General features: G+C 40.1%; 11 protein-coding genes. 6 read left to right on the plus strand and 5 right to left on the minus strand.

The window, feature by feature from the left end; all coding sequences use genetic code 11:
* Window position 1: 1 nt before the first annotated feature.
* From H5120_RS04800 to H5120_RS04810, 3 genes are all read right to left on the minus strand, one after another.
* On the minus strand, window positions 2-1075 hold the full coding sequence (locus H5120_RS04800; RefSeq protein ID WP_039486821.1) for a homocysteine S-methyltransferase family protein: 1074 nt from the start codon (window positions 1073-1075) through the stop codon (window positions 2-4).
* The gene (metA, locus tag H5120_RS04805) at window positions 1065-2012 is read right to left on the minus strand and encodes a homoserine O-succinyltransferase (RefSeq protein WP_002958117.1); all 948 of its coding nucleotides are present in this window, start codon (window positions 2010-2012) and stop codon (window positions 1065-1067) included. The genes H5120_RS04800 and metA overlap by 11 nt, the downstream gene beginning before the upstream one ends.
* Window positions 2013-2221: 209 nt before the next feature.
* Entirely contained in the window at window positions 2222-2869 is a 648-nt protein-coding gene (locus tag H5120_RS04810) for a porin family protein (RefSeq protein ID WP_182673767.1), read from the minus strand.
* Between the two features lie 333 nt (window positions 2870-3202).
* On the opposite strand from H5120_RS04810, the gene ettA reads away from it, so the two are divergent.
* From ettA to H5120_RS04830, 4 genes are all read left to right on the plus strand, one after another.
* On the plus strand, window positions 3203-4876 hold the full coding sequence (gene ettA / locus H5120_RS04815; protein WP_002958115.1) for an energy-dependent translational throttle protein EttA: 1674 nt from the start codon (window positions 3203-3205) through the stop codon (window positions 4874-4876).
* Window positions 4877-5030: 154 nt separating this feature from the next.
* Complete coding sequence (locus H5120_RS04820) at window positions 5031-5396, plus strand: PilZ domain-containing protein (protein ID WP_182673768.1); 366 nt, start codon at window positions 5031-5033, stop codon at window positions 5394-5396.
* Between the two features lie 53 nt (window positions 5397-5449).
* Complete coding sequence (locus tag H5120_RS04825; RefSeq protein WP_182673769.1) at window positions 5450-6358, plus strand: histone deacetylase; 909 nt, start codon at window positions 5450-5452, stop codon at window positions 6356-6358.
* 62 nt (window positions 6359-6420) lie between these two features.
* Window positions 6421-6924 (plus strand): TlpA disulfide reductase family protein, encoded by a 504-nt coding sequence (locus H5120_RS04830; protein WP_182673770.1) that lies wholly within the window; start codon window positions 6421-6423, stop codon window positions 6922-6924.
* 1 nt (window position 6925) lies between these two features.
* Here the strand turns inward: H5120_RS04830 and H5120_RS04835 are convergent, their stop codons facing one another.
* Both H5120_RS04835 and H5120_RS04840 read right to left on the minus strand, forming a co-directional pair.
* Window positions 6926-7927: an AraC family transcriptional regulator gene (locus H5120_RS04835; protein WP_149603056.1), complete on the minus strand. Its 1002-nt coding sequence runs from the start codon at window positions 7925-7927 to the stop codon at window positions 6926-6928.
* On the minus strand, window positions 7911-8831 hold the full coding sequence (locus H5120_RS04840) for a GGDEF domain-containing protein (RefSeq protein WP_002958110.1): 921 nt from the start codon (window positions 8829-8831) through the stop codon (window positions 7911-7913). Before H5120_RS04840 ends, H5120_RS04835 begins: the two co-directional genes overlap by 17 nt.
* Before the next feature lie 296 nt (window positions 8832-9127).
* Between H5120_RS04840 and H5120_RS04845 the strand changes: the two genes are divergently transcribed.
* Window positions 9128-11431, plus strand: a complete 2304-nt coding sequence (locus H5120_RS04845; RefSeq protein ID WP_182673771.1) for a TonB-dependent siderophore receptor — start codon at window positions 9128-9130, stop codon at window positions 11429-11431.
* Window positions 11432-11491: 60 nt separating this feature from the next.
* Entirely contained in the window at window positions 11492-12466 is a 975-nt protein-coding gene (locus tag H5120_RS04850) for a metallophosphoesterase (RefSeq protein WP_182673772.1), read from the plus strand.
* The last annotated feature ends 6 nt before the right edge of the window (window positions 12467-12472 follow it).

Genomic DNA, 12472 nt, shown 5'->3' on the forward strand with positions numbered 1-12472 from the left:
CTTAATTTAAGTTACAGGCTTCAAGGCCTGATAAACGCATGCGTACTTCAAGCTCTGGCAGTTGGCGTGGTTTAACGCCCGCTAAACCTTTTGCAAAAGCACGAATATGCGCAGGCGTGGTGCCACAACATCCACCTACAATATTAATAAAGCCCGATTTACCCCAATCGATAATTTCGGTTGCCATTTCAGGCGCTTCTAAGTCGTATTCACCAAACTCATTAGGCAAGCCCGCATTAGGGTGTACCGATGTAAAGGTTTCGCACACGCGCGAAAGCTCTTCTACATATTGGCGCAGTAAATCAGGGCCAAGCGCGCAGTTTAAACCAATCGAAATAGGCTTAATATGGCGAATAGAGTTATAAAATGCTTCGGTTGTTTGCCCAGAAAGCGTACGGCCAGAAGCGTCAGTAATAGTGCCCGAGATCATAACTGGTAATGTGCGCCCTGCTTGCTCAAAGGCTTCTTCTACACCAAACGAAGCGGCTTTTGCATTAAGCGTGTCGAATATAGTTTCGATTAGTATTAAATCGGCGCCGCCTTCCATTAATGCAAGGGTAGACTCTACATACGCAGTAACTAGCTTATCAAAGGTAACGTTTCGGTAACCCGGATCGTTTACGTCTGGCGAAATTGAACACGTTTTAGATGTCGGCCCTAAAACACCCGCTACATAGCGCGGTTTTTCTGGCGTTTTAGCCGTAAATTCATCGCAAATTGCGCGTGCTAATTTAGCCGACTCTAGGTTTATTTCACGACTTAGGTTTGCCATGTCGTAATCTTCCATCGAAATAGTGGTCGAGTTAAACGTGTTGGTTTCGATAATATCGGCGCCCGCTGATAAAAAACCACGATGAATATCAGTGATTAAGTCGGGCTTAGTTAGGCTTAATAAATCGTTATTGCCTTTAATTAATACATGCCAGTCTTTAAAACGCTCTCCGCGATAGTCTTCTTCTTCTAGCTTATGATCTTGGATCATGGTGCCCATAGCGCCATCTAAAATTAAAATGCGTTCTTTTAATGCGGCACTTATTTCGGCTTGCTTATTATTTGTAGGCGCGTTATTCGGCATAGTTGTTAGTCCTCACGTCTTGGCTAACTAAATTAATATCATACGGTGTGGTTTGGTACACGTAGTAATTTAACCAGTTCGAAAAAAGTAAAAAAGCATGGCTTTGCCATGTTTTTGAAGGTTGTTTGGTTGCATCGTCATCCGGAAAGTAATTTTCGGGCTTTGGTGCATTAGGGCTTTTTTTACAATCGCGCTCGTATTCTGCTTTTAGCGAGTCGGCGTCGTACTCTGGATGGCCGGTTATAAACACTTGGCTACCTGATTTGTTTTTAAGTAAGTAAGCCCCTACTCGCTCAGAACCTGCCAGTACAACGAGTTCTTCACAGGCGTTTATCTTATTTATATCAATATGGCCGTAGCGTGAGTGCGGTACCAAAAAGGTATCGTCAAATCCGCGAGTCAGTGCACCGTGATCAAAATAACACTGGTGAGTAAATACGCCACATAGTTTATCGTCTTTTAAATCACGCTTTAAATTGTAACGATGATATAACGCTGCATGCGCTGCCCAACACGAAAATAACGTAGAGGTAACGTGTTGCTCAGCCCAATCAATAATGACTTTTAGCTCATCCCAATACGCTACATCGTCGTATTCTAAATGTGCAAGTGGCGCACCGGTTACTATTAATGCATCGTAATTGTTGTCTTTAACCTCAGAAAAATAACGGTAAAAGGTATCAAGGTGCTCTTCTGAGTTGCTGCTACTACGGTGAGTGTCGAGGCGCAGTAGCTCTACGTTTACTTGCAAAGGCGAATTGGCAAGTAAGCGAATAAACTGAACTTCGGTTTCTACTTTATTAGGCATTAAGTTTAAAATAGCCAAACGCATTGGGCGTATTTCTTGCGTTTTTGCACGACTTTTTGGCATTACAAATACGTTTTCTTGACGTAAACGTGCAATTGCCGGCAACTCGTCTTTTACTGTAATTGGCATACTTTACTCCTGCTCATAAAAACCGAGGCTTAATTATGAACTGAAAGTAAAAAATATCAACCTCTAGATGTATAGATGTCCAAATGAAATTTATTCATGATTTTTTAATACTTACTAAAAGCTATAGATGAGGGGCAGTGCATTTATATTGAAGTACTTTGTTTTAGTGAATTGAAATAGCGCTACTAAAATCAGTAGCGCTATTATAATTAAAAACGATAATTTACAGATAAATTAAGAGCGTAAATATCGCCTTCATTTGTATCAAAATATTGGTATTCAGCACTTACTTGCCAGCGTTGAGTTAGCCTAAAGTCAACGCCAGTTCCGTAAGTTACGCCGCCTTCGTCGTAGTTTTGCTCAGTTATTAGCGTAGAATTTGTATCTGTACCAGTTATTGATTCTGCAAGGTTTTTTAAGTCACCTTCATTGTAACTTAATTTATTTCTACCATAGCCACCAAATAAAAACATATCAGCTCGAGATGAAATTGGATAATTAGCTTTTACAAATATACTTGTTTGCAAATCAAGGCTTGAATCGATTTCGCTCTTAATGAATTCTGAACTCAGCGAGCCGTCCTGTGGGTTCTGAGTGTAAACAATTCCGTTTAGAGGCGTTGACTCATCATTTAACCCAAACCCTATACGCCCTTCTAATGCAAAGTAACGCGAAAACTGATATCCAAACCGGCCGTAAAGCGTTGTAAACTGTATGCTATCACTCTCGTATACATCAATTTGCGTAGACCCTATCCCTATTCCTTGGTAATAACCATTTACATGGAGTATGTCTGCTTGGCTCGAAAATGAGTATAAACCTAAAAGTAATGCCCCTAACTTTGTAACTATTTTCATGTTCATTCCTTTAAACCTTTGTAATATTTAATAATGTGATGTTGAACAACAAACTAAGTGTGGCCTGCCTATATAACTTGCTTATACTTTACAGTTTGTAAATATACTGTACCACTTTTGTTAAAAATGGAATGTATTTGAACAATATAAAACAATAGATTACAGAATTTTACACAATAGAAATCCTGTAATAGTAGTGTTTTTAACGAGCAATCAAAACAAAGTACCGCTTAGGTAAGTGTATTGTTCTATACAGCATTCGTTGACTGTTTCACCCGTCAGCCACTACAATACAACATTGAAATTTTTATTATTATTTGAAGGCTTTCCTCCATGGTTTTACCTGATAAATTTATATTCTCGATGAGTCGAGTATCTAAGGTTGTGCCACCTAAGCGCACTATCTTAAAAGATATTTCGTTGCACTTTTTTCCTGGCGCTAAAATTGGTGTGCTTGGTTTAAACGGTTCTGGTAAATCTACGTTACTGCGTATTATGGCCGGTGTTGACCAAGATTTTGAAGGTGATGCACATCCTCAGCCTGGTACTAAAATTGGTTATTTACCGCAAGAACCTATTTTAGACGAAAGTAAAACAGTACGTGAAACTGTTGAAGAAGCTGTTGGCGAAGTTAAACACGCACTTAAACGTCTTGACGAAGTGTATAACGAATACGCCATGGAAGACGCTGACTTTGACGCACTTGCAAAAGAGCAAGGCGAGCTTGAAGCTGTTATTCAGGCGCACGATGGTCATAACATCGACAACGTTTTAGAACGTGCAGCTGATGCACTTCGCCTGCCAGAGTGGGATGCTAAAATTGAGCACCTTTCAGGTGGTGAGCGTCGTCGTGTTGCTATATGTCGATTATTACTTGAAAAACCAGACATGCTTATTCTTGATGAGCCTACTAACCACTTAGATGCTGAGTCGGTTGCATGGTTAGAGCGCTTCTTACACGATTACGAAGGCACTGTTGTGGCAGTAACGCATGACCGTTACTTCCTTGATAATGTAGCTGGCTGGATATTAGAGCTTGACCGTGGTGAAGGTATTCCATGGGAAGGTAACTACTCTTCTTGGCTTGAACAAAAAGATGCGCGCTTACAGCAAGAACAAAAATCTGAAAAAGCACGTCAAAAATCAATTGCGCAAGAACTTGAATGGGTTCGTTCAAACCCTAAAGGTCGTCAAGCTAAGTCAAAAGCACGTATGGCTCAGTTTACTGAAATGCAGCAGTCTGATTACCAAAAACGTAACGAAACTAACGAGATGTTTATCCCACCTGGTCCGCGTTTAGGTGACCAAGTACTTGAAGTAACTAATCTTCGTAAGAGTTTTGGCGATCGCGTTTTAATTGATGACTTAAGCTTTAGCATGCCAAAAGGTGCCATTGTGGGCATTATTGGCGCGAATGGCGCGGGTAAATCAACACTGTTTAAAATGATAAGCGGTGAGCAAACGCAAGACAGCGGTAACATCAGCGTTGGCGAAACAGTACACCTAGCTACTGTTGATCAGTTCCGCGACGGTATGGACGAAAGCAAAACTGTTTTCCAAGAAATATCAGACGGACAAGACGTACTGAAAATTGGTAACTTTGAGTTCCCAAGCCGAGCATATGTAAGTCGCTTTAACTTTAAAGGTAACGATCAGCAAAAGTTTGTTAAAGACCTATCAGGTGGTGAGCGTAACCGTTTACACCTTGCTAAGTTATTAAAAGCTGGCGGCAATGTGTTACTACTCGATGAGCCAACCAATGACTTGGACGTTGAAACACTACGTGCACTGGAGAACGCTATTTTAGAGTTCCCAGGTTGTGTAATGTGTATCTCGCATGACCGTTGGTTCCTTGACCGTATTGCTACACATATTTTAGATTACCGCGACGAAGGTCAAATTAACTTCTTTGATGGTAACTACACTGAATATGAAGAGTGGCTTAAAAAGACCCTAGGCGCTGAGGCAACTCAACCTAAACGTATTAAATACAAAAAAATTGGCTAAAAATATTGGTTAATTTTATGTTTGTATAACTTAAGCCCTGCACTTTGCAGGGCTTTTTTATGCCACCAGCATTACAGGAGCACATCTTGCTAGCATGTAGAGAATTACCCGCTATGCTTAATTTATTATAAAAACAGTAAGGCTAAATTAGGTTATGCAAAATCGTCGACAGTTTTCTCGTGTGCTATTTTCAACTAACGCTCTGTTATGTTTTGATAGCCAACAGTATCCGTGTAAATTACTCGATCTATCGTTACATGGCGCGTTGGTCACTAATTGTGATGCATTTATTGGCAGCCACAATACGCAAGCAATACTACGTTTTACATTGCCTCAAAGCGATATAGAAATAAAAATGGAAGTAGTGATTTGCCATATTGAAGCCGATCATATTGGTTTAAAATGCCACCACATTGATATAGACAGTATTACTTATTTAAAGCGTTTAATAGAGCTAAACTTAGCCGATGATGAGCTACTGCATCGCGAATTAACGTCACTTATTAATGACTCACAATAGATTCATTCTCTTAAGTTGATTACCATAGCGCAAACTTTATAAAGCTTGTAAATATGCGCTTAAATCCTCATTTGCCTTTGGTATACCATCCTAACTACTCGTTTAGCTTTGATCCTAAGCATCGCTTTGTAATGAGTAAATTTGCACATTTATATCAACATGTTGCAGAGCTTGGTTTAATCGGCAGTAACCTAGTTGAGCCAATATTAGGCACGCCAGAGCCGCTTGAGCTTGTGCATTGCGATAATTATATCCAAGATTTATGGCACAACCGCTTAGATGAAAAAGCAATGCGTCGCATTGGTCTACCTTGGTCAAAAGAGCTTATGGCACGTACATTTACAGCCCCTCAAGGAACGCTACAGACAGCCCGCTTAGCACTTAAACACGGTATAGCGTGTCATCTTGCTGGTGGTACACATCACGCACATAATGACTTTGGTTCAGGTTTTTGTATGGTTAACGATTTGGCCTTTACCACGCAAACTTTAATTGAATCGGGTGAGGTAACTAACGTACTTATTTTTGATTTAGACGTGCACCAAGGTGATGGCACAGCTGCAATGTTACAGCACCAACCCTATGCGTATACTTGCTCTATTCATTGTGAAAAAAACTTCCCCTTTAGAAAGTCCGCTAGCGATTTAGACATTGGCCTGGCAAATAATATGAAGGACGACGAATACCTTGCCATAGTTGACGAAACACTAAGCTATTTACTTAAAGAGCTAAACCCAAGCTTAGTACTTTACGATGCTGGCGTTGATATTTGGCAAGGTGATGGCTTGGGTAAGTTAGATATTAGCTGGGATGGCATAGCTAAACGTGACCATTTAGTATTAAAACGCTGCCTTGAACACAATACACCTGTAGCTACTGTGATAGGTGGAGGTTACGATAGAGATCACCTACGCCTCGCTAAACGCCACGCTATTGTTGTTGAGCAAGCTGCTGGCTTTTAGTTTGAAAGAAAAATGTTAAATTATCGTTCTTGTTTAATATGTAAAATAAAAAAGAGCATATTATGAAACAGCTATTTATTAACATCACGCTAATTTTATTAAGCTTTACAGCTTACGCACAAGATACAAGCTCAGAAGCAACATATCCTAAATTGCCTACATTAAATTTACAAATGGCTGATGGGTCGCCACTCAACACTCAAGATTTATTAGGTCAACCTTACGTTTTACACTTTTGGGCAACGTGGTGTCCGTATTGTAAAAAGCTGCAGCCAGCACTTCAAAAAATTGATGATATGGGCTTAAAAGTTATTGCCGTGAGCTTTAAAGAAGATGACGATGCCATTCCCGCTAAAGCACTTAGCGAAAGAGGCTATACTTTTAAAACAGCTGTAAAAGCCGATGCAATAGCACAGCAATTAGGTATACGAGGCACACCTACTACATTGTTTGTAAATAAAGAAGGCAATGTAATTTGGCTGACTAATACGTCAAATCCAGAAGATCCAAACCTACATTTAAAGGCACGAACATTGTTGCACTCCATCGACATGGCAACTGAGTAACTTATTGCGCTTTTAACTGATTAGGTGTTAAGCCTGTCCAGCGCTTAAAGGCGCGCCGAAAGTTAGGTATATCGTAAAAAGCTAAATGCTCAGCGACTTGTTCGTTATGTTTAGCGCACAGAGTAAGTAGGTAAATAGCTTTGTGCTTATTTTGCTCATCTATTAACGCTGAAAAGCGTACCCCATTGAGTTTGAGTCTGCGCTTAAATGTAGCTGAGCTCATAGCAAAGTGCTTTGCGGTACACTCTAAATTAGCACTTGGGTGAGAGTATAAGTATCTGCAGACGGCTTCAATAAAAGTCATGCTAACTACGCTTTTATTATGTAGCTGCGACTGCGCTTGCATAAATCGTAATTGACTCGCATGCGGGTTTTTAGCCCTTAACATGGTTTTATTTAATACCCAGCGAGTACATGGCTTATCAAAACTTACCTTTAGCCCTAAATTTTGCTCGTATTCTTGAATATGCCGAGGGCGTTTAAAAGCAAAGTCGAACTGACAATGCGGGTAACTTTCGCTCACTCGTTTAAGTAAACTATAAAATGCAGTGCTGTATATCTCTAGCACATAGTGGTAAAGGCTTTCATCAAACCCATGTGCAGGCTGAATATAAATATAAACATTATCGTTTTTAATATACGTTTGACTAAACAGCAAAGGCGCTAATTGCATTCTTAAAAGTGATAATTGCTTTAATACTTGAGCTAAATTATCGCTATATATTAATGCCTGAGCTTCGGCTCGCGTGTCGTTAATAAGTTGGCTACCGAGTAAAAAACCACTGTCAGTACTTTTCATCAACAACTTAAATTGAGCTAATAAACGCACCTGCTGAGACACACTAAATGTATGCTGAAAATTAAGTAAGTCTTGTTCAAAAATACCGGTACCGCGTAGCAGCTTATGTAAATTTATGTTTCGGCTTTGAGCAAGCTCTACAGCTGACGTAATAAGCCCTTGAGCGCTTAAATATTTATCGTCTTGGCTAACAAACGTGTGCACGGTGCGCTACTTTTTGTTGATGCTTTTTTTGTTGTAATTGACTATGCAGTTGGCTTGTTAGTTTATCTGTACTGCTATGCTTATTACCTTGTATTAAGGCGGTAGTGACATATTGAAACTTTGCTTTTTTAGATGCTTCAACTTTAAATGCACAATGCTTTAGAGCTCCTTTAATTTGTGCCATCAACTCTTTAGCTTGCTGCTCTGTAGTGGCTGGCATTAGTACCATAAAGCAATCTCCGGCGTAGCGGCACACTACATCACTTAGTCGGCAATTCATTAACAATAGCTCGCTAATTTCACGCAGTAACCGGTCGCCCTCACTAAAGCCAAACTCACTATTAAAATGCGAAAAATCACGAATATCAATAGCCCCAAGCCAGAGTGGTTGTTTGCTCGTAAGTTGCTCTTTAATTGCTGAATCTAAGTACTGCGCCTTATAAAGGCCCGTTATTGGACACACCTTATCGTGCTCACGTAAATGCGCTTCACGGCGGCGTAGCTGACGATTTAATACGTACTGCTCTTGATGCCAATAATACAAACCCACACTCGTTAACAACATGCCTAAAGGTGCTGGCAGAGATTCAATCCAACTGAGCCATTGATGGGCGGGGTGCATTAGCCATTCATCAAGTAAATCGAGGGTTGCCGAAAACATAAATAACCCAACTCCTATCACTAAGTAAGTGGTTACTTTACTCGGCGGTCTTGAAATTAATAACGCGGCAATCCATACAAGGGTCATTAATACAATACCGCCCTCCCCCATAATATCGAGCCACTGAATACTGGCGTAAGTTTTTAATACACCTAAATAACTACTTAAAAATACAGCGCTAAAAAACATCGCAATAATAGCGTTTATTAATAATCGGTGGCTGATAAAGGGGTTAAATCGCATGTGCGGTATCTCTTTATAAATGAGTTTTAAAGTTAGTTCATACAAGTTTTTATTAGCAGGGTCATATTAGCTCAGCTATATGACAACGAGATGATACCTACTTTAAAAACAGCCCTGCACGGTACATAACACCTGACTTTACGAGGAGTGATAAAAGCTCAATACGCTCTACATATTGCTCAAACACCTCTAAATACATGTATTTAAACTAAACACTGTCACATATACGTAATCAAATATCTTTAGCTTGCTCGCCATACCAAGAAACAACCCAGCAATAACCAAGAGCAAATACAATGAAAGACTTTAAAATAAAAGCACTGGTAGCCGCATTAGCCTTATGTAATTTGACGGCTTATGCAGAGGATAATGCAAAAGAAACCACAAAAAAAGATATCGAAGTTTCTGACAAAATTGTTGTATACGGTGAAATTGGCTACAGAAACCGCTCAGACGAACTCGCACCAACCTTAGAATATTCACAAGAGTACTTTCAACGTTTTGAACCATTGACCGCAGGCGATGCATTAAAACGAGTACCCAGTGTTACATTTTTATCGGATGTGCTTGAATCGGATGGTGCACGTATGCGGGGGTTAAGCCCTGCTTATACAAAGGTGCTTATAAACGGTGAAGAAGTACCTGGCGCTGGTGCCGATCGTTCATTTTTTGTTGACCGAATTCCGGCTGAGTTAATTGAACGCGTTGAAATAATTCGCTCATCAAGTGCTAACCGCTCAGCCGATGCTATTGCGGGCACATTAAATATTGTATTGCGCGATGGTTACAGTTTAGATGGCGGTTACTTGCGTGCTGGTGGCTTGCTTTATGACGATGGTGAATTTAAAGAAAGTTTGGCTGCTGTGTACGGTACTGAATTTGCTGGTGGGCGCTTATTACTTGGTGCAAATTTACAAGGCAGATATAACCCAAAACAAAAAACTAGTTTGCGCTACGGCGATAGCCCTGAAAACAATATAAACTTTCAAACAGAAGAATTTGATAACCGCGAAGACCAATCAGACACTCGCGATGGTGACGACACGTCACTTAACTCCAGCTACGAAATTGTTTTTGACGACGATAGTCAGTTTAATATTAGCGCTATGTGGGTTGATACAGAGCGTACTGAGGATGAGCGTTCATTTGAATACAACAACCCAACTGCAACCAATAACGATATTGTAAATGGCGGTAACTTAGAAACAGATAATGCCAATGTTAAATATATTGACCAAACTAATTACAACATCAATACCGCTTATGAATTTCCACTACTAAGCGGCACAAGTAAGTTTAAATTTGGCTTTGCTCGGTTTGAAGAGTCTGTTTATGAGGAAGAAGTCGAATTAGATACCTCAGAGCTGCCGATGGTATTTGAAGAAGAGCAAACTAAAAGTGAAATAGATGATAAAGAATGGACTCTACAGTGGCAACACAGCCAACCTTGGGGTGACAGCAAAGAAATTCAGTTTGGTGCATTTTTACAAAATAAAAAACGCGACAGTGAAATTTTAGAATCGCAAAACGAATTAGAACTTGCACTTACCAGTTGGGAGCAATACGCAGCAACACCTTTAACGCTTGCTACATTTAATAGCGAGTACGAAGCGGTTACTGGTGGTGTAAATACTTTAGAAGAAGATCGCTTTGACTTATTTGCCCTTGTTAAGCACAAAGATGATTTATTTGCTTGGGAGCTAGGCGTTCGCTGGGAGTCTACCGATTCTAAAATTAATGATAAAACAATTGGTGTAACCGAAGATAACAATTACGATTTTATCCTCCCCTCAGCACATTTTCGTTATAACGTCAGTGAAAATGGACGCGTTAGCGCCTCTGTTGCGCGTAGTTTACGCCGCCCCGAGTTTGATTTTTTAACACCGGCACTTATCGAAAAAGAACTTGGCGATAACGACCAACTAGGGAACCCTGAATTAAAACCAGAATCAGCTTGGGGTATGGACTTAGGCTACGAGTATCGCTTAGGAAAAAGTGGCGTTGTAGGTATTAATTTATTTTATCGCAAAGTAAATGACCTAATAGAAATAGCAAATACAGGACAAGAAGGCTCTGAGGGCGAAGGTACGTTTGTACTGCAGCCACGCAACACAGGCGATGGTAATGTTAAAGGCGTTGAGCTTGATTTATCGACACCACTTGGCGCATTTAGCATGCCTAATACGGGTGTATTTTTAAATTACTCATGGCTTGATAGTGAAGTAACCGACTTTTTTGGGACTCGCAAATTTAACGACCAATCAGACTACGTTTATAACGTTGGGTTTATTCAAGACTTACCCGAACTTAAAGCTGCATTTGGCGCAACTTACCGCAAGCAAGGTGATGCCTATGGACGCATTGTAGGTGAAGAAATAACTACATCTTACAGTGCCGATTTTGAAGTATTTATAGAAAAACGTTGGGAAGATGTAACACTGCGCTTGGTAGGTTCAAACCTACTTGATGCAAGTAAAGACGAAACCTTTAATAAATTTGATACCGTTGATGATCAATTTAGTAGAAGCTTTGATGAGTACGAAATTGAATCTGAAGAAGCGGGTCCGGTTTATCAACTTATGCTGCGTTACGCGTTTTAAATAAGTTTATGAGGTAGCGCTAATCACTTTATTTAGCGCTACCAACATGGGAGAACAATAATGATAAAAAAAACATTACTGCTAATAACACTTGGTCTATGCAGTATACAAAGCGTATTGGCAAACGTAACGTACACCGACGCATTATACGAGCAACAAAAAATTGCAAACTTGACTGCGCTGCCTAAGAGCTTAAATTTTACGGTTATTGGTGATTGGGGTCATAACGGGCACTTTTATCAAAAAGACGTAGCGCACCAGTTAGAAATAGCGATGTTTCAAACGGATGGTGATTTTACTATTTCAACGGGCGATAACTTTTATCCCAATGGGGTAGCAAGTGTTAACGACCCGCTTTGGCAAAGTGCCTATGAAGATATTTACCATGGCCCACATACATTCGAGCCTTGGTATGTAGTACTGGGTAATCATGATTATTTAGGTAATGCGCAAGCGCAACTTGATTACAGTAAAAAAAGTCAGCGCTGGAATTTACCTGCACGCTATTACAGTAAAACCTTTACTTTAAAAGGTGGAGAGCAGGTCTTTATAGTGTTTTTAGACACTAATACTTTAAATCCTGAATACAAAACACGCGAAAAATACAAAGCAACTCAAGGGCAAAACAGCCAAGCGCAATTAACATGGTTAAATAGCCAACTCTCAAATAGCCAAGCTCGATGGAAAATAGTGGTTGGTCATCACCCACTTTATAGCAGTGGAAAACGTTACGGACTTACTGAAGGTTTGCGTAATTTACTCGAACCCATATTTGAGCAAAATGGTGTGCAAGCATATATAGCGGGACACGAACATGACCTGCAACATAACCAAATAGATGGCAGTAAACTCGACCATTTCGTATCTGGCGGCGGTAGCGAGGCGCGTTATGTAAAACAACGTGAATTTACGCGCTTTGCAGAAGCTACACCAGGATTTTTGAGTTTTTCGATTAATAATGAAGCACTAAAAGCAACGGCTATTAACTATAAAGGCGAAGTGCGTTACAGCACTAAAAAGCGCTTTGACCAATAAAGGGTT

The organism is Pseudoalteromonas sp. SR43-2 (assembly GCF_014163885.1).
GTDB lineage: Bacteria > Pseudomonadota > Gammaproteobacteria > Enterobacterales > Alteromonadaceae > Pseudoalteromonas > Pseudoalteromonas distincta.

Coding starts and splice junctions, on each gene's coding strand:
- H5120_RS04800 (WP_039486821.1), bottom strand. CDS start 1,075: ATGCCGAATAACGCGCCTACAAATAATAAGCAAGCCGAAATAAGTGCC.
- H5120_RS04825 (WP_182673769.1), top strand. CDS start 5,450: ATGCGCTTAAATCCTCATTTGCCTTTGGTATACCATCCTAACTACTCG.
- ettA (WP_002958115.1), top strand. CDS start 3,203: ATGGTTTTACCTGATAAATTTATATTCTCGATGAGTCGAGTATCTAAG.
- H5120_RS04810 (WP_182673767.1), bottom strand. CDS start 2,869: ATGAAAATAGTTACAAAGTTAGGGGCATTACTTTTAGGTTTATACTCA.
- H5120_RS04845 (WP_182673771.1), top strand. CDS start 9,128: ATGAAAGACTTTAAAATAAAAGCACTGGTAGCCGCATTAGCCTTATGT.
- H5120_RS04830 (WP_182673770.1), top strand. CDS start 6,421: ATGAAACAGCTATTTATTAACATCACGCTAATTTTATTAAGCTTTACA.
- H5120_RS04840 (WP_002958110.1), bottom strand. CDS start 8,831: ATGCGATTTAACCCCTTTATCAGCCACCGATTATTAATAAACGCTATT.
- H5120_RS04820 (WP_182673768.1), top strand. CDS start 5,031: ATGCAAAATCGTCGACAGTTTTCTCGTGTGCTATTTTCAACTAACGCT.
- H5120_RS04850 (WP_182673772.1), top strand. CDS start 11,492: ATGATAAAAAAAACATTACTGCTAATAACACTTGGTCTATGCAGTATA.
- metA (WP_002958117.1), bottom strand. CDS start 2,012: ATGCCAATTACAGTAAAAGACGAGTTGCCGGCAATTGCACGTTTACGT.